This is a genomic window from Streptomyces sp. NPDC097595, assembly GCF_044761525.1.
Classification (GTDB): domain Bacteria; phylum Actinomycetota; class Actinomycetes; order Streptomycetales; family Streptomycetaceae; genus Streptomyces; species Streptomyces drozdowiczii_A.
Map to the genome: position 1 here is coordinate 98,267 of NZ_JBIWCN010000015.1, position 20,363 is coordinate 118,629.

Annotated in this window: 19 protein-coding genes; 12 read left to right on the forward strand and 7 right to left on the reverse strand. The window is 72.1% G+C overall.

What is annotated here, in order from left to right; all coding sequences use genetic code 11:
- Positions 1–15: 15 nt before the first annotated feature.
- Positions 16–714 carry a hemolysin III family protein gene (locus tag ACIQZN_RS22980; protein ID WP_403996889.1) on the reverse strand — a complete coding sequence of 233 codons (699 nt, stop codon included), beginning with the start codon at positions 712–714 and terminating at the stop codon, positions 16–18.
- A gap of 230 nt (positions 715–944) precedes the next feature.
- Between ACIQZN_RS22980 and ACIQZN_RS22985 the strand changes: the two genes are divergently transcribed.
- From ACIQZN_RS22985 to ACIQZN_RS22995, 3 genes are all read left to right on the forward strand, one after another.
- Positions 945–2,771: a phosphoenolpyruvate carboxykinase (GTP) gene (locus ACIQZN_RS22985; protein WP_403996892.1), complete on the forward strand. Its 1,827-nt coding sequence runs from the start codon at positions 945–947 to the stop codon at positions 2,769–2,771.
- A 248-nt stretch (positions 2,772–3,019) separates the two neighbouring features.
- Complete coding sequence (locus tag ACIQZN_RS22990) at positions 3,020–3,472, forward strand: hypothetical protein (RefSeq protein WP_403996895.1); 453 nt, start codon at positions 3,020–3,022, stop codon at positions 3,470–3,472.
- A 92-nt stretch (positions 3,473–3,564) separates the two neighbouring features.
- Positions 3,565–5,691 (forward strand): hypothetical protein, encoded by a 2,127-nt coding sequence (locus ACIQZN_RS22995; protein ID WP_403996898.1) that lies wholly within the window; start codon positions 3,565–3,567, stop codon positions 5,689–5,691.
- Between the two features lie 71 nt (positions 5,692–5,762).
- Here the strand turns inward: ACIQZN_RS22995 and ACIQZN_RS23000 are convergent, their stop codons facing one another.
- From ACIQZN_RS23000 to ACIQZN_RS23010, 3 genes are all read right to left on the reverse strand, one after another.
- On the reverse strand, positions 5,763–6,155 hold the full coding sequence (locus ACIQZN_RS23000) for a hypothetical protein (RefSeq protein WP_403996901.1): 393 nt from the start codon (positions 6,153–6,155) through the stop codon (positions 5,763–5,765).
- A 91-nt stretch (positions 6,156–6,246) separates the two neighbouring features.
- Complete coding sequence (locus tag ACIQZN_RS23005; RefSeq protein WP_403996904.1) at positions 6,247–7,458, reverse strand: pyridoxal phosphate-dependent aminotransferase; 1,212 nt, start codon at positions 7,456–7,458, stop codon at positions 6,247–6,249.
- Positions 7,459–7,728: 270 nt separating this feature from the next.
- Positions 7,729–7,914, reverse strand: a complete 186-nt coding sequence (locus tag ACIQZN_RS23010; RefSeq protein WP_403997169.1) for an arylamine N-acetyltransferase — start codon at positions 7,912–7,914, stop codon at positions 7,729–7,731.
- Positions 7,915–8,128: 214 nt separating this feature from the next.
- Here ACIQZN_RS23010 and ACIQZN_RS23015 point away from each other — a divergent pair, with 214 nt between their 5' ends.
- From ACIQZN_RS23015 to ACIQZN_RS23035, 5 genes are all read left to right on the forward strand, one after another.
- On the forward strand, positions 8,129–8,467 hold the full coding sequence (locus ACIQZN_RS23015; RefSeq protein ID WP_403996907.1) for a hypothetical protein: 339 nt from the start codon (positions 8,129–8,131) through the stop codon (positions 8,465–8,467).
- 130 nt (positions 8,468–8,597) lie between these two features.
- Complete coding sequence (locus ACIQZN_RS23020; protein WP_403996910.1) at positions 8,598–9,437, forward strand: lysostaphin resistance A-like protein; 840 nt, start codon at positions 8,598–8,600, stop codon at positions 9,435–9,437.
- 71 nt (positions 9,438–9,508) lie between these two features.
- Positions 9,509–10,660: a sensor histidine kinase gene (locus tag ACIQZN_RS23025; RefSeq protein WP_403997172.1), complete on the forward strand. Its 1,152-nt coding sequence runs from the start codon at positions 9,509–9,511 to the stop codon at positions 10,658–10,660.
- Positions 10,657–11,316 carry a response regulator gene (locus tag ACIQZN_RS23030; RefSeq protein ID WP_403996913.1) on the forward strand — a complete coding sequence of 220 codons (660 nt, stop codon included), beginning with the start codon at positions 10,657–10,659 and terminating at the stop codon, positions 11,314–11,316. The genes ACIQZN_RS23025 and ACIQZN_RS23030 overlap by 4 nt, the downstream gene beginning before the upstream one ends.
- A 131-nt stretch (positions 11,317–11,447) precedes the next feature.
- The gene (locus ACIQZN_RS23035) at positions 11,448–12,320 is read left to right on the forward strand and encodes a serine protease (protein WP_403996916.1); all 873 of its coding nucleotides are present in this window, start codon (positions 11,448–11,450) and stop codon (positions 12,318–12,320) included.
- A 63-nt stretch (positions 12,321–12,383) separates the two neighbouring features.
- Here the strand turns inward: ACIQZN_RS23035 and ACIQZN_RS23040 are convergent, their stop codons facing one another.
- From ACIQZN_RS23040 to ACIQZN_RS23050, 3 genes are all read right to left on the reverse strand, one after another.
- Positions 12,384–13,247: a DUF1206 domain-containing protein gene (locus tag ACIQZN_RS23040; protein ID WP_403996919.1), complete on the reverse strand. Its 864-nt coding sequence runs from the start codon at positions 13,245–13,247 to the stop codon at positions 12,384–12,386.
- A 33-nt stretch (positions 13,248–13,280) separates the two neighbouring features.
- The gene (locus ACIQZN_RS23045; RefSeq protein ID WP_403996922.1) at positions 13,281–14,891 is read right to left on the reverse strand and encodes an amidohydrolase family protein; all 1,611 of its coding nucleotides are present in this window, start codon (positions 14,889–14,891) and stop codon (positions 13,281–13,283) included.
- 186 nt (positions 14,892–15,077) lie between these two features.
- Complete coding sequence (locus ACIQZN_RS23050) at positions 15,078–16,367, reverse strand: alanine racemase (protein ID WP_403996925.1); 1,290 nt, start codon at positions 16,365–16,367, stop codon at positions 15,078–15,080.
- A gap of 166 nt (positions 16,368–16,533) precedes the next feature.
- Here ACIQZN_RS23050 and ACIQZN_RS23055 point away from each other — a divergent pair, with 166 nt between their 5' ends.
- The 4 genes from ACIQZN_RS23055 (at position 16,534) to ACIQZN_RS23070 (ending at position 20,351) form a co-directional block, all read left to right on the forward strand.
- On the forward strand, positions 16,534–17,592 hold the full coding sequence (locus ACIQZN_RS23055) for a sugar kinase (protein WP_403996928.1): 1,059 nt from the start codon (positions 16,534–16,536) through the stop codon (positions 17,590–17,592).
- A complete protein-coding gene (locus ACIQZN_RS23060) occupies positions 17,589–18,347 on the forward strand; it encodes an IclR family transcriptional regulator (RefSeq protein WP_403996931.1) in 759 nt (252 codons plus the stop codon). The genes ACIQZN_RS23055 and ACIQZN_RS23060 overlap by 4 nt, the downstream gene beginning before the upstream one ends.
- Positions 18,348–18,353: 6 nt before the next feature.
- Positions 18,354–18,764 carry a RidA family protein gene (locus ACIQZN_RS23065; protein WP_018100981.1) on the forward strand — a complete coding sequence of 137 codons (411 nt, stop codon included), beginning with the start codon at positions 18,354–18,356 and terminating at the stop codon, positions 18,762–18,764.
- A 111-nt stretch (positions 18,765–18,875) separates the two neighbouring features.
- A complete protein-coding gene (locus ACIQZN_RS23070) occupies positions 18,876–20,351 on the forward strand; it encodes a GntP family permease (protein ID WP_403996934.1) in 1,476 nt (491 codons plus the stop codon).
- The last annotated feature ends 12 nt before the right edge of the window (positions 20,352–20,363 follow it).

Sequence of the window (20,363 nt, forward strand, 5' to 3'; positions counted from 1 at the left end):
ACCCGCGCGAGGGTGTCAGCTGTGGGTGTACGCCACCAGCGAGATGCCGACGTAATGGACCACGAACGCCGCCAGCGTCAGCGAGTGGAACACCTCGTGGAAGCCGAACCAGCGCGGTGACGGGTTCGGCTTCTTGATGCCGTAGATGACGCCGCCCGCGCTGTAGAGCACGCCGCCGACGACCACCAGCACCAGCACCGCGACCCCGCCGGTCCGCATGAAGTCGGGCAGGAAGAAGACCGCCGCCCAGCCCATCGCGATGTAGCACGGCGTGTACAGCCAGCGCGGGGCGCCGACCCAGAAGACCCGGAACGCTATGCCGGCGAGCGCCGCCGCCCACACCGCCCACAGCAGCGGGGTCCCGGTGGACTCGGGGAGCAGGAGCAGGGTGAGCGGGGTGTACGTCCCCGCGATGATCAGGAAGATGTTGGCGTGGTCGAGCCGGCGCAGTACGGCTTCGCCGCGCGGCCCCCACGTACCCCGGTGGTAGACCGCGCTCACACCGAAGAGCAGGCACGCCGTCAGCACGTAGATCGCACAGGCGATCCGGCCCCGGGTGCTGTCCGAGAGCGTGACGAGCACGATGCCCGCTATGACCACGGCGGGGAACATTCCGGCGTGCAGCCAGCCGCGCATCAGGGGCTTCAGCGGGGCGTCGGCGAGCGTGGCCGTGCGGGGGCCGGCGTTGTCGGGTGCGGCAGCGGCAGCAGTCATTCCCGCATCGTACCTACGCCTCCGTAGGTACCGGATATGGGCCGGAACCGAGTGTGGATGCTCACATGGGCGGCCCTCTGGACATATGGGCGCGAGAGTCGGATGATCAAATGAGTGCGGTCGGCACCGGATGAGCGCCAAGGGGAATTCGAAGGGGTACACGCATCCGGGTCGCAGCCCCCACGGGGCGCAAGGGCACCAACCGAATACACCCTCATCAAGGAGCGATCGTGGCGCGCGACATCGCGGCTCCCCTCACTGTTCCCACCCACCACCAGGAGCTCGTCTCCTGGGTGGACGAGATCGCAGCACTCACCGAGCCGGACCGGGTGGTCTGGTGCGACGGTTCCGAGGCCGAGTACGAGCGCCTGTGCGGGGAGCTCGTCGCCAAGGGCACCTTCACCAAGCTGGACGAGATCAAGCGCCCGAACTCCTACTACGCGGCCTCCGACCCCAGCGACGTCGCCCGCGTCGAGACCCGTACGTTCATCTGCTCCGAGAAGGAGGAGGACGCCGGTCCGACGAACCACTGGAAGGACCCCGCCGAGATGCGGGACATCTTCGTGGGGGAGCAGGGCGTCTTCCGCGGCTCGATGCGGGGCCGCACGATGTACGTCGTCCCGTTCTGCATGGGCCCGCTCGGATCGCCGCTGTCCGCGATCGGCGTCGAGATCACCGATTCCGCGTACGTCGCCGTCTCGATGCGCACCATGACGCGCATGGGGCAGCCGGTGCTGGACGAGCTCGGCTCCGACGGCTTCTTCGTGAAGGCCGTCCACACCCTCGGCGCCCCCCTGGCGGAGGGCCAGGAGGACGTCCCCTGGCCCTGCAACGAGACCAAGTACATCTCGCACTTCCCGGAGGACCGCGAGATCTGGTCGTACGGCTCCGGCTACGGCGGCAACGCGCTGCTCGGCAAGAAGTGCTACGCGCTGCGCATCGCCTCCGTCATGGCCCGCGACGAGGGCTGGCTCGCGGAGCACATGCTGATCCTGAAGCTCACGCCGCCGCGTGGTGGGTCGAAGTACGTGGCGGCCGCCTTCCCGAGCGCCTGCGGGAAGACGAACCTGGCCATGCTGGAGCCCACGATCTCCGGCTGGACCGTGGAGACCATCGGCGACGACATCGCGTGGATGCGGTTCGGCGAGGACGGCCAGCTGTACGCGATCAACCCGGAGGCGGGCTTCTTCGGCGTCGCGCCCGGCACCGGCGAGCACACCAACGCCAACGCCATGAAGACGATGTGGGGGAACTCCGTCTTCACCAACGTCGCGCTCACCGACGACGGCGACGTCTGGTGGGAGGGCATGACCGAGGAGCCGCCCGCGCACCTCACGGACTGGAAGGGCAACGACTGGACCCCCGAGTCCGGGACGCCCGCCGCCCACCCCAACGCCCGCTTCACGGTCCCGGCCGGGCAGTGCCCGATCATCGCGCCCGAGTGGGAGGACCCGAAGGGCGTGCCGATCTCGGCCATCCTCTTCGGCGGCCGCCGCGCCTCGGCCGTCCCGCTGGTCACCGAGTCCTTCACCTGGCAGCACGGTGTCTTCCTCGGCGCCAACGTCGCCTCCGAGAAGACCGCCGCCGCCGAGGGCAAGGTCGGCGAGCTGCGCCGCGACCCGTTCGCCATGCTGCCGTTCTGCGGCTACAACATGGGCGACTACATGGGCCACTGGCTCAAGGTCGGCGCGGACAAGCCGGACCAGTCGAAGCTGCCGAAGATCTACTACGTGAACTGGTTCCGCAAGAACGACGCGGGCAAGTTCGTCTGGCCGGGATTCGGCGAGAACAGCCGCGTCCTGAAGTGGATCGTCGAGCGCCTGGAGGGGAAGGCGGAGGGCGTCGAGACGCCGATCGGCATCCTTCCCGCGAAGGGCTCCATCGACACCGAGGGCCTGGACCTCTCCGAGTCCGACCTCGACTTCCTGCTGAAGGTCGACAAGGAGGTCTGGCGCGAGGAGGCGGCGCTGGTCCCCGAGCACCTCAACACCTTCGGCGACCACACGCCGAAGGAGCTGTGGGACGAGTACCGCGCGCTGGTCGAGCGCCTGGGCTGAGCCCTCGCGTGCGTACGGCGATGGCCCCCGAAGCCGCTTCGGGGGCCATCGGCCTGCTCAGCGTGCCCTGTTCGTAACCGGGTTGTGGTCCTTCGGAGCTCCGGGTGTGAGGCGCGCGGCCGTACGGTTGACCCGGTCGCGCCGCCGGTGCGCGGCGGCGGAGGGGGCCGCTCGGCATGCAGTATCCGCCGTACCCGAAAACGTCCGAGGGCGGTCCGCCGCTCTTCCCCGGGCGCAGGATGGGCGGCATGACGATCGCCCTGATCACCGTGGGCGGGCTGATCGCCCTGGCGGCGGTGGGCGGGCTCGTCGGCCTGATCCTGTTCGCCCACGCGTACGGCGAGGTCCACGCGGACATGCGGTACCCGTACGACGACGTCACCGTCACCTCCTGCCGGATGGACGAGGAGACGCGCCGCCCCGTGGCGGGGGTGCGGATCACGAGTGAGGCGGCGCGGCGCGGGACGTACACCGTGCACCTCGTCTTCCGGGACGGCGCGGCCGGGAGTGGGCAGGACGCGGCCGCCGGGAAGCGCACCCTGATCGTGGCGGACCTGGCGGCCGGCGCCACGGTGTCGGAGCGGGTCGTCGGGCCCACCGCGGTGCTGGGGCCGCCGGAGTGCGAGGCCGACGACGTGACGTTCCAGTCGACGGCGGGGGCCGCGACGGTGTCGCCGCGCCCGTCACCGTCCGCGCCCTGAGCCATGCGCCCCGCGCCGCCATTCGGCCGCCGCTGCGGCGTGTCCCGGGTGGGCTGAGCAAGCGTCATGTCCGGTTTTCTTATGTTTTCTTCATGCGCAAATATGAACGGCTGCTCCACGTTCCGGCCGTGGCGGCCACCGCCTGTGCGGGGACGGCGCTGGGGCTCCTGCTGACCACCGCCTCCGGGGTCGCCCAGTCCGCCGGCCCCGTCGCCGATACGGCGCCCGCCGCCTCCTCGTCGGCCCGGGCGCTCGGCGAGTCCGTGCTGCTGGACGAGACCTTCACCGGCACCTCGGTCGCCGACCCCGGCTTCGTACCCCTGGACACGGCCTGTCTGACCGGCGCGTCGGAGGAACCGCCCGCCGGGCAGTCGCAGATCGGCCCGTGCGACGACCCCGACACCCAGATGACCCCGCCCGTGCCCACCCCGGGCCAGACGCCCGGGTGGCTCCAGCTCACGGACCAGGGCTACTACCGGGTCGGCGGGATGCTCTACAACCGCCCGCTGCCCGGCAACGGCGGGCTCGACGTCACGTTCGAGCAGTACCAGTACGGGACCGGGGACGCCGGCGCCGACGGCATCGGCTTCTTCCTGGTCGACGGCTCGGTGGACCTCACCAAGGCCGGGGCCAACGGCGGTTCCCTCGGGTACGCCCAGCGCAACCTGGACCCCGGGGTCGACGGCGGCTACCTCGGCGTCGGGCTCGACGCGTACGGGAACTTCGCCAACGACGCCGAGCTGCGCGGCAACAACTGCCCCGACGACCAGAAGTCCCCGGTCACCAGCGGGCTCCCGGTGCCCGACACCGTCACGCTGCGCGGTCCCGGGCAGGGCGACGACGGTTACTGCTTCCTGGACTCCACCATCGAGGCGGACGCCACCCAGCCCTCCGGCTTCCGCTCCACGCTGCCCGGCAGCCTGCGCGAGAAGGGCACCGACCCGCTGCCCGCCAAGCGCACCGTGCACATCACGGTCAGCCCGGACACCCGGCCGGCCGTGGCCGTCGAGATCGACTTCAACGACGGCGCCGGCTTCCAGCCCGTGCTGTCCACGCAGATGACGGCCGACGCCCCGCCCACGTACAAGTTCGGCTTCTCCGGGTCGACCGGCGGCAGCATCGACACCCACCTCGTCCGGGCGCTCGAAGCCAGCTCCGTGGACGAGCTCGACCAGCTGAACCTGGTCAAGACCGTCGCGCCCCCGGACAACGCGGCCACCGAGCCCTTCGAGGTCGGCGACACCGTGCACTACCAGTTCCTCGTCACCAACACCGGTACGTCGGAGCTCACCGACGTCCACGTCGAGGACCCGTCCGTCACCGACGTGACCTGCCCGTCCACCACGCTCGGCCCGATGGGGTCCGCGACCTCGTCCATGGTCTGCGAGGGCACCCACGTCCTGACCGAGGCAGACGTCGTCAACGACACCTTCACCAACACGGCCACCGCGCAGGGCGCGGCGGGCGACGACGAGGTGACGTCCAACGAGTCGTCCGCGTCCGTCCCCGTCGAGAAGCTCGACCAGGTGCTGGACATCTCCAAGACGGCCGAGCCCACCGTGGCCGAGCCGGGCGACACCGTCACCTACACCGTGACCGCGACCAACAGCGGTGAGACCACGCTGAGCCCCGCCCACCTCACCGACGACCTGTCCGGTGTCCTGGACGACGCCTCGCTCACCACGGGGCCCACCGCGACCACCGGCACCGCGCAGGTGACCGGCGACACGCTCGACTGGTCCGGCGAGCTGGCCCCCGGCGCCTCCGCCACGATCACCTACACGGTCACCGTGGACGACCCGGACGAGGGCGACGCGGTCCTGCGCAACTCCGTCACCTCGGACACGCCGGGCGCGCGCTGCACCACGGAAGGGGCGCCCGAGCTGCCCTGCACCACCGAGGTCCCGGTGACCAACCCGAGCCCGAGCCCGTCGCCCACGGACGACTGCCCGACGCCGACCCCGTCACCGTCGGACAGCACGAGCCCGTCGCCGAAGCCGACGCACACGCACACGCACGGACCGGGCCCGTCATGGACCCCGGGTCCGCACCCGACGCACGACGGGGGCCACCACGGCGGTGGCGGCGGGCATGACGGAGGCGGGGGGATGGCCGACACCGGCAGTGCGGCGACCGGCGCGGGTATCGCGGCCGTCCTCCTGCTGCTGGCCGGCATCGTCACCGTACGCATGAAGTCCAGGCCGCGCGGCCGGCACTGATGTGCGCGCGTGACAACTGAAGATGGTTGGCACCCGGTCCACGCACCTCTGAGGTGCGTGGACCGGGGCCGTCAGTGGGCGCCGACCGGCGTCCGGGCGTCGGCCGCGAGCGCCTCGGTGTGGGCGTCCATGCGCTCGGCCGAGAGGATTGCGACCGCCGTGTCGGCGCGGGAGGCCACCACCAGGGCCCGGCCCGCGAGGGCGTGGGCGCGGCGGTGGAGGGCGGGGACGGGGGCGTCGCTCAGTCCGGCGTGCCGGACGGGCGGGGTGCCGCGCAGCCTGGCGACCTGTCCGGCGATGCGGTCGCCCGCCTCGCCGAGACCCAGCTCGTCGGTGACCGCGAGCAGGGCGGCCAGGTGTCCGGCGAGCTGGATGTCCAGCTCCTCCTCGCGGGTGCGGTGCGGGAAGTCGCCGGCGTGGTCGGCCGGTGTGTGGACCGATTTGGTGCGGATCGGTTCGTACATGGATGGCCTCCTGGTGGTGCTGTGAGAACCATCCTAGCTTGGATTTAGTCTAAAGTTGTCCGTCTTCGAGAAAAGCTCGGGCGGAGTGGGGCTAGACCTGGCTGTAGCCGTCCAGGAAGTGGGCGATCCGGCCGATCGCGTCCGTCAGATCCTCCGCCGAGGGCAGCGTCACCACGCGGAAGTGGTCCGGATCCGGCCAGTTGAACCCGGTGCCCTGCACCACCATGATCTTCTCGGCCCGCAGCAGGTCCAGGACCATCTGCCGGTCGTCCTTGATCTTGTAGACCTTGGGGTCGAGCCGGGGGAAGAGGTACAGCGCGCCCTTCGGCTTCACGCAGGTCACACCCGGGATCTGCGTCAGCAGGTCGTACGCGACGTCGCGCTGCTCCAGGATGCGGCCACCGGGCAGCACCAGGTCGTTGATCGACTGCCGGCCGCCGAGCGCGGTGGCGACCGCGTGCTGCGAGGGCATGTTGGCGCACAGCCGCATATTGGCCAGGATCGTCAGCCCCTCGATGTACGAGGAGGCGTGCGCCTTGGGGCCGCAGACGGCCATCCAGCCGGAGCGGTAACCGGCGACCCGGTAGTTCTTGGACAGCCCGTTGAAGGTCAGGACCATCAGGTCCGGGGCGATCGTCGCGGTGGGGGTGTGCGTGGCGCCGTCGTACAGGATGCGGTCGTAGATCTCGTCGGAGCAGACGACCAGGTTGTGCCGGCGGGCGATCTCCGTGAGGGCGCGCAGCATCTCGTCGTCGTAGACGGCGCCCGTCGGGTTGTTCGGGTTGATGATCACCATCGCCTTGGTGCGGTCGGTGATCTTCCGCTCGATGTCGGCGAGGTCGGGCATCCAGTCGGACTGCTCGTCGCAGCGGTAGTGCACGGCCGTGCCGCCCGCCAGCGAGACCGAGGCAGTCCACAGCGGGTAGTCCGGGGCCGGGACCAGCACCTCGTCGCCGTCGTCGAGCAGCGCCTGCATCGACATCTGGATCAGCTCGGAGACGCCGTTGCCGAGGTAGACGTCCTCGACGTCCAGGTCGATGCCCTTGGTCTGGTAGTGCTGCATCACCGCCCGGCGCGCGGACAGCAGCCCTTTCGCGTCGCCGTAGCCGTGCGCCCCGGCGAGGTTGCGCAGGATGTCCTCAAGGATCTCGGGCGGGCACTCGAAGCCGAACGCGGCGGGGTTGCCGGTGTTCAGCTTGAGGATGCGATGCCCGGCCGCCTCAAGCCGCATCGCCTCCTCAAGCACGGGGCCGCGGATCTCGTAGCAGACGTTGGCGAGCTTCGTGGACTGGATGACCTGCATGTCAGCGAGCTTACGACTGTGTTTCCCGGGCCGCCCGGGCTTTGCCCGACGGTTGGCCCGCCCGGGCGGCGGCACACCTCCGCACGGGCTTTCATCGCCATGCGCCCGCCTCCCGCGAACCGTGGGAACGCCGGTCACGGGAGGCCCGGGGCTTGGAATGGGGTGGCACGGCGGTGTGACGGACCGGAACGGGTGACTTACGCCACGGAGTGGTGTGCGCCGGGGCCCACGCGGGAGGGCGGGCGCGCCCGGCCGGCGTGTGCGCCGGGTCTACGCGGGAAGCCGCGCGCCCTCCGGGAGGCGGAGCGCGAAGTCCTCCGCCAGCACGCGCGTCACCTCGTCGGCGTCCGCCAGCTTCCGTTCGCGCCGGGCGCCGCCGTCGTCCGGCGTCACCACGAGGGTGCGGCCGGAGAGCGACAGGTGGGCGTCCCCGGTGGTGCGCTGTACGTACAGCAGCGGCGTACCCGATCCGGGCGAGGTAGGCGTCGAGGTCGAGTGCGTGGGCGGCGTCGCGAGTCATGGTCCGACGGTATGCGGCAGCGCCGGTACGCCGCCTCCGACCGGGGGAGGGGCGGACCTGGTCCGTCGGTCCTGGTCCGCCGGTCCTGCCGTACCTCTGAAGTAGCTCAACAGCCGGATGCGCCCGGGTGCTCCGGGGGAGGGTCGGTACATGATCGGAAACGGGAAGAAGGACATGGCCGTCATCGTGGTGCGGGACGCGGACGCCGTGACCGCCGCGCTGCGCGAGGAGCTGGCGCGGGCGGCGGACGCGGACCGCCCGGGCCTGGAGCGGGCCCTCGCGCTGGCCGAGGCGCTGACCGGGGTGCCGGACGCGGAGCTGCGCGGGCGGTGGGCGGCGCGGCGGATCACGGCGGGCGGATACGACGGGCCGCTCGACGCGGTGGCGGCGGTCAAGGCGCTGCGGCAGGCCGAGCCGGGGCTGGGCCTGCGGCAGGCGGTCCAGCTGTCGCGGGAGGCGGTGGCGGCGGGGCAGCCGGCGAATCCCTAGTCCTGCCGCGATGTCCCCCGTGCGAGCTACTCGCAGGTGTCCACTCAGCGGTGACGCCTTCGGCGCCGGACGTTCATAGCGTTCAGGGGTAGCCGCGGCAGGTCGCCGCAGGCGCGTCGAAGGGGGACTCATGAGAGCCGTTTGGCAACTTCTCGTCGTCGTGGCGGTCTGGGCGATCGGAGGGCAGGGCGTCAGCGCGGTGGACGGGAGTCCGTGGCTCACGCTCGCCCTCGGCCTCCTGGTGGCGGTGCTCGCCGTCCTGCTCTACGGGTGGGTGGTGGGGCGCACCGAGCGCCGCCCGGTCACGGAGGTGGGCCGGGAGGGCGCGGCCGGGGCCGTGGGGCGCGGTGCGCTGATCGGGCTGCTGCTGTTCACGGCGGTCATCGGGAACATCGCCCTTCTCGGGGACTACGAGGTGAACGGCCTGGGCTCGGTCACGGGCGCGGTCGGGTTCGTCGGCTTCATGGCCGCTGCCGCCGCCACCGAGGAGGTGGTCTTCCGCGGTGTGCTGTTCCGGCTCGTCGAGGAGCGCGCCGGGACCTGGATCGCGCTGACGTCGACCGGGCTGCTGTTCGGGCTGATGCACCTGGCCAACCCGGACGCGAACCTGTGGGGCGCGGTCGCCATCGCGATCGAGGCGGGCGGCATGCTCGGCGCCGCGTACGCCGCCACCCGCAGCCTGTGGCTGCCCATCGGTCTGCACTTCGCCTGGAACTTCGCCGCTGCGGGCATCTTCAGCTCGGAGGTCTCGGGCAACGGCGCCTCCCAGGGCCTCCTGGACTCGACGGCCTCCGGCTCCGTGCTGGTCACCGGCGGCGACTTCGGGCCGGAGGCGAGTGCGTACTCCGTGGTCTTCGGGGCCCTCATGACGCTCGGGTTCCTGTGGCTGGCGCACCGGCGGGGCAACCTGGTGCCGCGTGGCGGACGGCGCCCCGCCCCGGCCCCGGCCGCCACTACAGTGCCCCGGTGATCAGTCCTCGCGAAGTACCGGCCGGGTGGCGGCGGTTGGGCACCGGCGTCCGCCGGCCGGCTCGGTGGCCGGTGCGGTGGCCGGGCCGGTGGCCCGCTCGGTGGCAGCGGCTCGACCCCACCGTTCGCGACCTGCCGTTCGGGGTGCTGCTCCTCGCCCTGTCGCTCGTGCCCGCCTTTCACCGCCACGGGACGCAGCTGGGCGCCGTGACGGAGCGCCCGTTCGACACGCCGGCCGCGTCGGCCGCCGTGCTGGAGGGCCTGTCGCTCGCTCTGCGCCGCAGATGGCCGGTGGTCTGCCTGGCCCTGGTGTCGCTGGGCTTCGCCGTCGACCAGCTCGGCGGCTACCACATGGTCGCCGGGACCGCGCTGCCCTTCGCCGTGCTGAGCGCCGGGGCCCACCTGGACCGCCACCGGCGCCTCGTCGCCCTCGCCCTGACCGCCGCCTACCTGCCGCTGGCGCTCGCCCTGCACCGCTATGGCACCGAACCGGCGGACGAGTTCCTGACGTTCTACCTGGTGCTGGCCCTCGTCTGGGGCGTCGGAGCCTGGCTGCGCGCCGGCCGGGCCGCCGAGGCCGACCGGCGGATCCGGGTCGCGGAGGAGAGCCGTAACGCCGAACGGGCCCGGATCGCCCGGGAGTTGCACGACGTCGTGACCCACCACGTGACGGCGATGATCGTCCAGGCCGAGGCGGCCCGCTATCTGACCGCCGCCCCCGACCGGCTCGACCGCGCCCTGAGCAGCGTCACCGACACCGGGCGGCGGGCCGTCAACGACCTGCGCCACCTGCTCGACCTGCTCGACCCGGGCCACGGCGCCGGGGCCAGGGAACCGTCCGCCGGCCGCATCCGGGTCCTGGTCGAGCAGGCACGGCGGGCCGGGCAGGACGTGGACTTCAGCGAGGAGGGCGCCCCCGCCGAGTCCGCCGGGAGCGCCGACCTCGTGGCCTACCGTGTGGTCCAGGAGGCGCTGACGAACGCCCTCAAGTACGCCCACGGCGGCCGGACTTCGGTACGCGTGCGGCACGGCGGAAGAGAGATCACCGTGGAGGTCGGCACGGACGGCTCCGGGGCGCGCGCCGCGGTGCCCCCGGGCAGCGGGCGGGGGCTGGCCGGGCTGCGCGAGCGGGTCGGCGTCCTCGGCGGCGAGTTCCGCGCGGAGCCCGGTCCGGACGGCGGCTTCGTCGTGCGGGCCCGCATACCCTCGGGGAGCCCGTCGTGACCGCGCCGGCCCGCGTCCTCGTCTGCGACGACCAGGTCCTCGTCCGCACCGGCCTCGCCACGATCATCGACGCCCAGCCGGACCTGGAGGTGGCGGGCGAGTGCGGGGACGGCCGGACCGCCGTCGAGATGGCAGGGCGGCTGCGCCCGGACGTCGTGGTGATGGACATCCGCATGCCCGAGCTCGACGGCATCGAGGCGACCCGGCTGCTGGCCGGGGCGGGCGTGGAGCGCCCCGCCAAGGTGCTCGTGGTGACCACCTTCAACCTGGACGAGTACGTGTACGAGGCGCTGCGCGCCGGGGCGAGCGGTTTCCTGCTCAAGGACGCCCCGCCCGCGCAGCTGCTGCACGGCATCCGGACCGTGCACACGGGCCAGGCCCTGATCGACCCGGAGGTGACGCGCCGGCTGGTCGGCCGCTACGCCGCCCGGATCCGTCCGACCGCGGGCACCTCGTCCGACATCCCGCTGACCCCGCGCGAACTGGAGGTCCTGCGGCTCATCGCGGACGGCTTCTCCAACAGCGAGATCGCGGCCGCGCTGGTGATCAGCCACGAGACCGTGAAGACGTTCGTCTCACGCATCCTCGCCAAGCTCGGGCTCCGCGACCGCGTCCAGGCGGTCGTCTACGCGTACCGGCACGGCCTGGTGACCTGACCTGAACACGCGGCCGGAATCCGCCCCTTGTGCGCCCCCTCTCCGTACGCCAGCATGCGCATGTCAAACCGAAGGAACTTCGGTCACAGAGGCCAGTTGTGCTCTGTTCAGTCGCAAGAGGGGACCCCCACATGAAAAAGCCTCTCGTCGGTGCACTCTTCGCGGTGCTGCTCTTCGGAGCGGGTATCGCACCCGCGACCGCGGCCACGAGCCACGGCGCGGCACCGGCAGGTCACGCCGCGGTCAAGGCCGAGAAGGCGGTACGGGCCAAGGCGGTCAACTTCGCCGGGACCGTGGCGCTCAGCAACTGCTCCGGCTCGGTCGTCCGCACGCCCTCCTCGCAGCCGGGCGACCCCGCCCTCGTGCTGTCGAACGGGCACTGCCTGGAGACCGGCTTCCCGGCCCCCGGCGCGGTCGTGTTCAACCGCTCGTCCAGCCGCAGCTTCACCCTGCTCAACGCCTCGGGCAGCGGTGTCGGCACGGTCCGGGCGAGCAAGATCGCGTACGGGACGATGACGGACACCGACATCTCGGTGTACCAGCTCACCTCCACGTACGCGCAGATCGAGAGCCGTTACGGCATCAAGGCGCTGGAGCTCAGCACCTCGCACCCCGTCGCGGGCACCGCGATCACCGTCGCGTCCGGGTACTGGAAGCGCCTCTACAGCTGCAACGTGGACGGCTTCGTCTACCGCCTCAAGGAGGGGAACTGGACCTGGAAGGACTCGGTCCGCTACACCTCCGCCTGCCAGACCATCGGCGGCACCTCCGGCTCGCCCGTGATCGACAACGCCACCGGCAAGGTCGTCGCCGTCAACAACACCGGTAACGAGGACGGCCAGCGCTGCACGGACAACAACCCGTGCGAGGTCGACGAGAGCGGGCAGGTGACGGTCCGCCAGGGCATCAACTACGCCCAGGAGACCTACGGCATCGCCGCGTGCATCGGCACCGGCAACGTCTTCGACCTGAACCGCTCGGGGTGCACGCTGCCCAAGCCGTGATCCGTCGTACGTGAGAAGGGGCGGGGCCTCCGTGGCCCCGCCCCTTCGCCGTGCGTCACCCGCTCAGATCTTGCGCCACCGCGCGTTGGCGAGGGAGAACAGGCCGAAGGCGACCAGGCCGACGGCTATGAGTCCCAGCAGCCAGGGGCCGGCCGGGGTCGCGCTGAAGGACCGCAGGGTGTCGTCCATGCCCTTGGCCTCGCCGGAGCGCGCCTTCACCGCCGCCGACACCGCGAAACCTCCGGCGACCGCGAAGACGAGCCCCCGGCTGACACCGCCGAAGATCCCGGTGATGTCCACGGCCCGCCGCTCGACGGGCGACATGTCGTCCATCCGCAGGTGCTTGTGGAACTTGCGCAGCGCCGCCCGGCCCGCGATCCACAGGCCCGCGCAGGCGATGCCCACCCCGGCCGCGCCCACCAGCCAGCGCCCGCCGGGCAGGTCCAGCGCCCGGGCCGTGACGTCCTGGGAGCGGGCGTCGCTCTTGCCGCTGCCGCTGCCCTTGTCACTGGCCGCGAACGACAGGACCGAGTAGGAGACGAAGCCGTAGAAGACGGCCCGGCCGCCGGAGGCCAGCCGCTTGGTCGCCTTGTCCCCGTCCGGGCCCGCCGCGCCGAAGGCCGCCTCGGACAGCCGCCACAGGGCCATGCCCACGACCGCGATGCCCAGGATCCACAGCATGACGTGGCCGAAGGGCTTCTGCGCGATCTCCGCGAGTGCCCCGCCCCGGTCCGCCTGCTTGCCGCCGCCGCCCTTGCCGTCGCTGTCGCCGCCGTTGAACGCGATGCGCAGGGCGAGGAAGCCGACGAGGAAGTAGATGACCCCGCGTGCCACGAACCCCGCACGGCCGGCCGCTTCCACAGCTGTGCTGTTTCCCGCCTGCCGGGCCTTTCCCTGGCCCTTCGAGGCTGTCGCAGAGATATTCATGACACCCGGTTGCCCTGGCGGCGGCCGGGGAAACTACACCGCGCCCGCCGCCGAGCGCACCGACCGCCCCGCCAGCACCTGGGTGCGCCGGCCGTCCTCGATCACGAAGCGGCCGTCGATCAGCACGTGCGGGATGCCGGTCGGCAGGACGCGCGGTTCCTCGAACGTCGAGCCCGCCGCCACCGTCGCCGGGTCGAAGAGCACCAGGTCGGCGCGGTAGCCCTCGCGTACGAGGCCCCGGTCGGGGAGGCGCAGGCGGGCCGCCGGGCGGGCGGTGAGGTGGGCGACGCACTCCTCCAGGGAGAGGATGCCCAGCTCGCGTGCGTAACGGCCCAGGTAGTGGGGAAAGGTGCCGTACGCGCGGGGGTGCGGCTTGTCGCCCTGGAGGATGCCGTCGCTGCCGCCCGTGTGTACGCGGTGGCGCATGATCTGCCGGACGTTCTCCTCGTGGCCGACGTGCTGGAGGATCGTCGTCCCGAGCCCGTCCTCCACCAGCAGCCGCCGCGCGGTCACCCAGGGCTCCTCGCCCCGCAGGGCCGCCGACTCGGCCACCGTATGCCCGACGTATCCGGCGAGTGCGGCCGAGCCGGTGCCGGAGATCTCGATGGTGTCCCACTCGATCGGCACCCCGTGGCAGCCGTCCGAGCCCACGATCTCCAGGTCGTGGCGGATGCGGGCGGCCGTCTCCGCGTCGGCGAGACGGGCCAGGACCGCTTCCGGGCCGCCCTCGTTCGCCCAGCTGGGCAGCATCGCGACGAGGGTCGTGCAGCCGGGGGTGTACGGGTAGGTGTCGAGGGAGATGTCGGCGCCCGCGTCCAGCGCGTCGTCCAGGAGGGCGAGCAGGTCGGGGGCACGGCCCTCGTTCACCCCGAAGTTCATGGTCGCGTGGGCCAGATGCAGGGAGCAGCCCGCGCTGCGGGTGAGCCGCACCATCTCCTCGTACGCCTCCAGCGCGCCGGCGCCGTACGAGCGGTGGTGCGGGCAGTAGTAGCCGTTGTGGGCGGCCACCACCCGGCAGAGCTCGGTGAGTTCGGCGTCGTCCGCGTACATGCCGGGGGTGTAGGTGAGGCCCGAGGACATGCCGACCGCGCCCTCGCGCATGCCCTGGTCCACGAGTTGCCGCATCCGGTCCAGTTCGGCGTCGGTCGCGGGGCGGTCGTCCCAGCCCACCGCGTACATCCGGACCGTGCCCTGCGGGATGAGGTAGGCGGCGTTGACCGCGATGCCCTGGCGGTCGAGGCGGTCCAGGTAGCCGCCGACGGTCCGCCAGTCGAAGTCGATGTCCTCGCCGTCGCCGTTCCACCCGGAGATGGAGCGGCGGACCTGGGCGAGCGTGCGGTCGTCCACTGGCGCGTACGACAGGCCGTCCTGGCCGAGGACCTCCAGGGTCACGCCCTGTGCGGCCTTCGCGCTGTGGTCCGGGTCGCGGAGCAGCGCGAGGTCGCTGTGGGCGTGCATGTCGATGAAGCCGGGGGAGAGGGCGAGGCCGTCGGCGTTCAGGGTGCGGTGGCCCGTGGGGCGGGGGCCGGGGGAGTCCTCGCGGTGGATCTCCGCGATGCGGCCGTCGGTGACGGCCACGTCGGCGCGGTAGGAGGGGGTGGCGGTGCCGTCTATGACGGTCGCGTCGCGGATGACGAGGTCCATGGAGTGCCTTTCGGGGTCCGGGGGGGGGGGGGGGGGGGGGGGGGGGGGGGGGGGGCGGGTTGGGGGGGGGGGGGGGGGGGGGTGGGGGGGGGGGGGGTGGGGGGGGGGGGGGGGGGGGGGGCCCCCCCCCCCCCCCCACCCCCGCTCCTCAATCGCCGGAGGGGCTTGATACGTCTGAAGTGCGGCTCAGAAGAACGTGCGGACGAAGTCCGTGACCGTGCCGTCCGCCTCCACGAGCGGGATCAGCTGCCACTTGTCGAAGCTGGTGCAGGGGTGGGACAGGCCCATGCCCACCCAGTCCCCGACCTCAAGCCGTGCGCCCTCGTCCGTGCGCACCCAGGTGTGCTGGTCGGACAGTCCGGTCACGGTGATCCCCTCGGCCCGGCGCACCGAGCCGTCCCGGCCCGAGCGCACCACCTGGGCCTCGGGCAGATCCAGGTCGTAGGCCGCGTCCCGCTTGCCCGCGTTGAGGAACGCCTGCCCGGCGGACGGGCGCGACACCACCTGCGCCCACAGCCGGAACGCGGGCTGCAACGCGCCCTCCTCCGGGACGCGGTTGAACGGGGTGAGGTGGCGGTAGTGGCCGTCATCGTGCGAGACGTACGCCCCCGAGCGGAGCAGCTTGAGTACGGGCGCGGAGAGCTCCGGGATCTCGGCGAACACGTCCGCCACCGCGTCGAACCACGCGCTGCCGCCGGCGCTGATCACGATGCGCTCGCCGGCCCCCAGCGCGCCGAAGCGGCCCGCCGCGTCGAAGTCGGCGGCCAGCGCGACGAGCCGGCGCAGCCAGGCCCGGACCCGGTCGCCGTCCGCGTCCGGGACCTCGCCCTCGTATCCGGCCACGCCGACCAGGCGCAGGGTCGCCGCCCCGGCCACCGCGTCCGCCACGGCCGCGCAGTCCGCCTCGGTCCGGGCGCCGGTGCGCGCGCCCTCGCCCGCGCCCAGCTCCACGACCACGTCCACCGGGCGGGAGGCGCCCGCCGCGCGCAGGGCCTCGTCCATCAGCTCGACCCCGCGCACGGAGTCCACGTAACAGACGAAGGCGAAGTCCGGGTCGGCGTCCAGCTCGCCCGCCAGCCAGCGCAGCGCGGCGGCGTCGACCAGCTCGTTGGCGAGGAAGATCCGGCCGATCCCGAACGCGCGGTAGACCCGCGCCTGGTGGGGAACGGCGGCCGTGATGCCCCAGGCTCCGTGCTCCAGCTGGCGGGCGAAGAGCTGCGGGGACATCGACGTCTTGCCGTGCGGGGCGAACGCGAGGCCGTGGCGTTCCGCGTACGTCTCCAGGAGCGCGAGGTTGTGTTCGACCGACTCGGCGGACAGGGCGAGGACGGGGGTCGTGAAACCGCCGCCGAACAGATCGCGGCGCTCGGCCGCCAGGGCGCCGACGGTCAGGCCCTCGGCGTCGGGCGGGAGGCCCTTGAACCGGTGGTCGACCGGTTCGTCGGCGAGAGCGGTCACGTGGTGCGCGGCGGCCATGGGGTCTCCTCGGTCCGGGTCCGGTCAGGATGTGATCGGGTCAGGGTCTGATTGCAACATATGCAACACCCATTGCGTATATCGCTCAGGGCTGTCTAACATCCGAGCCGACGCCCGGTCAATGGATGAGTGCCGGTGCCGCCGCCCGACTGCTGAGGAGCCCCGCGTGTCCGGAACGACGCCCGCCGATGTCGTGTGCCTCGGTGAGTCCATGGTGACGTTCCTGCCCTCACGGCCCGGGCGCCTCGCCGATGTGCCGTCCTTCGACCGGGGCATCGGCGGCGCCGAGTCCAACGTCGCCTGCGCGCTGGCGGCCGCCGGGCACCGGGCGGCCTGGGTGAGCCGGGTCGGGGCGGACGGCTTCGGCGACCACCTCGTGGAGGCGGTCGCCGCGTACGGCGTGGACACGTCCTTCGTACGGCGCGATCCCTCGCGGCCGACGGGGATCTACTTCCGGACGGCCACGGACCGGGCCACGGATGTCCACGAGGTGGCGTACTACCGGGCCGGGTCGGCGGCCTCCGCGATGTCGCCGGCCACCGTGCCGTGCGACGGGCTGCCCGCCGGGCGGGTCCTGCACCTGTCCGGCATCACGGCCGCGCTGTCGGCGGACTGCCTGGCGCTGCTCCACGAGCTGACCGCTCCGCGCGTGGGGCGGCCGCTGATCTCCTTCGACGTGAACTACCGGCCCGGGTTGTGGCGCGGGGAGTCCGCCGGGGTCCTGCTGGAGCTGGCGCGGCGGGCGGATGTGGTGTTCGTGGGGGAGGACGAGGCGGAGGCGGCGTGGGGGGTCGTGGGGGCTGCGGCGATCCGGGAGGCGCTGCCTGAGCCGGGGGTGGTCGTGGTGAAGCGCGGCGCCGACGGTGTGACGGTGTTCTCTCACGAACCGGGGCCCCGCCCCGGACCCCGCGCCTCAAACGCCGGCGGGGCTGATGAGGCCACCCACGTCCCCGCGCTCCGCGTCGACGTCGTCGCCCCCGTCGGCGCCGGCGACGCCTTCGCCGCCGGGTTCCTGTCCGCCACCCTTCGCGGACTCCCGGTCCGCGACCGCGCCCGCCACGGCCACCTCATGGCCGCCGCCGTCCTCACCGTCCCCGGCGACCTCACCGCCCCGCCCACCCGCGCGCACGCCGACCGGCTCGCGGCACTGGACGACGACGCGTGGGGGAGACTGCGTCTCGGCCCCGGGTGGACGGGGGACGACACGGAGGTACGTACGACATGAGCCAGACCGTCGACCGCGCGCTGAGCATCCTGCCGCTCCTCGCCCAGGGGCCCGCCGACCTCGGACAGGTCGCCGACCGCCTCGGCGTCCACAAGTCCACCGCGCTGCGGCTGCTCCGTACGCTCCACGAGCACGGGCTCGTCTACCGGCAGCAGGACCAGCGCTACCGCCTCGGCGCCCGGCTGTTCGCGCTCGCGCAGGAGGCCGTGGAGAACCTCGACGTACGGGAGATCGCCCACCCGCACCTCGTCGAGCTGAACGAGCACTGCGGGCACACCGTCCACCTCGCCGTGTACGAGGAGAACGAGGTCCTTTACATCGACAAGGTCGAGAGCCGCTACCCGGTCCGGATGTACTCGCGCATCGGCAAGCCCGTCGCGATCACCGTCGCCGCCGTGGCCAAGCTGCTCCTCGCCGACCTGAGCGAGGCCGAGCGGCGGGCCATCGCCGACAAGCTCGACTACCCCATGTACACGTCCCGTTCGACGCCCGGCGCCGCCGCGTTCCTCAAGGAGCTCGCCGCCGTACGCGAACAGGGCTGGGCCACCGACCTCGGCGGCCACGAGGAGTCCATCAACTGCGTCGGCGCCCCGATCCGCGGCGCCGACGGGCGCGTCGTCGCCGCGATGTCGGTCTCCGCACCGAACGTGGTCGTCACGGCCGAGGAACTCCTCACCCTGCTCCCCCTGGTCCGTCGGACCGCCGACACCATCAGCCGGGAGTACTCCGGCAGCAACCGACCCAAGAAAGTCTGATCAGCGATGACCGACAAGACCGCGCTCACCCCCAGCACCCACACCACCCCGCCCGCGAAGTTCTCGCATGGCGTGCGCAAGGGCAACATCCTCCAGGTCGCCGGCCAGGTCGGCTTCCTGCCCGCCGTCGAGGGCCAGGCGCCCACCCCGGCAGGCCCGACCCTGCGCGAGCAGACCCTCCAGACCTTCGCCAACGTCAAGGCGATCCTGGAGGAGGGCGGCGCGAGCTGGGACGACGTGATGATGATGCGCGTCTACCTCACGGACGTGGACCACTTCGCCGAGATGAACGAGATCTACAACGCGTACTTCGCCGAGCAGAACCTCAAGGAGGCCCCGGCCGCGCGCACCACGGTCTACGTCGGCCTCCCGAAGGGCCTCCTCATCGAGATCGACGCCCTCGCCGTCCTGGGCTGAGCCAAGCCATCCCCGTAATCCGCACCCTGCCCGGCACGGCGCCGTACATCCCCGAGGCGCCGTGCCGTGGTCCCCCCTGCCCAGAAACATGGACCGACAACGGAGTTACCCATGCAGCTCGCCGCAGGCCCCACCCCGCCCGAGACGCCACCCCACACCGGTGGACTCCTCCTCCTCATCGACGGCACCGCCGGTCTGCTGACCGTCGCCGTCCTCGGTATCGCGCTCCTCCTCTTCCTGATCATCAAGGTCAGGCTCCAGCCATTCGTCGCGCTGCTCGCGGTCTCCATAGCCGTCGGCCTGGGCGCGGGGCTCTCGGTCACCGAACTCTTCGGCACCGTGCAGAAGTCCGCCGCTGTCTCCGTCATCGAGTCCGGCATGGGCGGCATCCTCGGCCATGTCGCGATCATCATCGGCCTCGGCACGATGCTCGGCGCGATCCTGGAGGTCTCCGGCGGCGCCGAGGTGCTGAGCGCCCGGCTGCTGCGGCTCTTCGGTGAGAAGCGCGCCCCGCTCGCGATGGGCCTGACCGGTCTGATCTTCGGTATCCCGGTCTTCTTCGACGTCGGCATCTTCGTCCTCGCGCCGATCGTCTACGCCGCCGCCAAGCGGTCCGGAAAATCGATCCTGCTCTACTCCATGCCGCTGCTCGCGGGGCTCTCCATGACCCACGCGTTCCTGCCGCCGCACCCCGGCCCGGTCGCCGCAGCCGGTCTCTTCCACGTCTCGCTCGGCTGGGTCATCCTGATGGGCGCCCTCGTCGGCATCCCGTCCGTGCTCGCCGCCTGGGGCTACGCCGCCTGGATCGGCAAGCGGATCTTCGTGGACGTCCCGCAGGACATGGTCGAGGCAGCCGAGGAGGCGAAGGCCGCCGTCGTCGCCGAGCAGCGGGCCGCCGGGGTCACCCCGCGCGAGGAGCCGGTGGCGCTCTCCACCGTGCTCGCCATCATCGGCACCCCGCTGATCCTGATCCTGGCCGCCACGTTCTCCTCGATCGCGATGGACCCCTCGACGGGCCGCTCGGTCATCGAGTTCTTCGGCAACCCCTTCGTCGCCCTGACGATCGCGCTGCTCCTCGCGTACTACCTGCTCGGCATCCGGCGCGGCTGGTCCCGCAAGTCCCTGGAATCCGTGTCCACTTCCTCGCTGAAGCCGGTCGGAAACATCCTGCTCGTCGTCGGCGCGGGCGGCATCTTCGGCGCCGTGCTCAAGGGCAGCGGCATCGCGGACGCGCTCGCCGACACCTTCCACGACGTCGGCCTGCCCGTCATCCTGCTCGCCTGGCTGATCTCGGCCGTGCTGCGCATCGCCCAGGGCTCGGCGACGGTCGCCATCGTCACCACCGCCGGCATCGTGGTCCCGCTGGTCGAGAACCAGGGCTTCTCGCAGGCCCACCTCGCGCTGATCATCATGGCCATCTCGGCCGGCTCGATCATCGCCTCGCACGTCAACGACGGCGGCTTCTGGATGGTGTCGAAGTACTTCGGCATCTCCGAACGCGACACCCTGAAGTCCTGGACGGTGCTCGAAACGGTCCTGTCGGTCGCCGGATTCGTGGTCGCGGCGCTGCTCAGCCTGGTGATCTAGCCATACGTTTAC

Excerpts from the sequence above, each read along its gene's own strand:
- ACIQZN_RS22980 (WP_403996889.1), bottom strand. The coding sequence starts at position 714 with ATGACTGCTGCCGCTGCCGCACCCGACAACGCCGGCCCCCGCACGGCC.
- ACIQZN_RS22990 (WP_403996895.1), top strand. The coding sequence starts at position 3,020 with ATGACGATCGCCCTGATCACCGTGGGCGGGCTGATCGCCCTGGCGGCG.
- ACIQZN_RS22995 (WP_403996898.1), top strand. The coding sequence starts at position 3,565 with ATGCGCAAATATGAACGGCTGCTCCACGTTCCGGCCGTGGCGGCCACC.
- ACIQZN_RS23000 (WP_403996901.1), bottom strand. The coding sequence starts at position 6,155 with ATGTACGAACCGATCCGCACCAAATCGGTCCACACACCGGCCGACCAC.
- ACIQZN_RS23005 (WP_403996904.1), bottom strand. The coding sequence starts at position 7,458 with ATGCAGGTCATCCAGTCCACGAAGCTCGCCAACGTCTGCTACGAGATC.
- ACIQZN_RS23015 (WP_403996907.1), top strand. The coding sequence starts at position 8,129 with ATGATCGGAAACGGGAAGAAGGACATGGCCGTCATCGTGGTGCGGGAC.
- ACIQZN_RS23020 (WP_403996910.1), top strand. The coding sequence starts at position 8,598 with ATGAGAGCCGTTTGGCAACTTCTCGTCGTCGTGGCGGTCTGGGCGATC.
- ACIQZN_RS23035 (WP_403996916.1), top strand. The coding sequence starts at position 11,448 with ATGAAAAAGCCTCTCGTCGGTGCACTCTTCGCGGTGCTGCTCTTCGGA.
- ACIQZN_RS23040 (WP_403996919.1), bottom strand. The coding sequence starts at position 13,247 with ATGAATATCTCTGCGACAGCCTCGAAGGGCCAGGGAAAGGCCCGGCAG.
- ACIQZN_RS23045 (WP_403996922.1), bottom strand. The coding sequence starts at position 14,891 with ATGGACCTCGTCATCCGCGACGCGACCGTCATAGACGGCACCGCCACC.
- ACIQZN_RS23050 (WP_403996925.1), bottom strand. The coding sequence starts at position 16,367 with ATGGCCGCCGCGCACCACGTGACCGCTCTCGCCGACGAACCGGTCGAC.
- ACIQZN_RS23060 (WP_403996931.1), top strand. The coding sequence starts at position 17,589 with ATGAGCCAGACCGTCGACCGCGCGCTGAGCATCCTGCCGCTCCTCGCC.
- ACIQZN_RS23065 (WP_018100981.1), top strand. The coding sequence starts at position 18,354 with ATGACCGACAAGACCGCGCTCACCCCCAGCACCCACACCACCCCGCCC.
- ACIQZN_RS23070 (WP_403996934.1), top strand. The coding sequence starts at position 18,876 with ATGCAGCTCGCCGCAGGCCCCACCCCGCCCGAGACGCCACCCCACACC.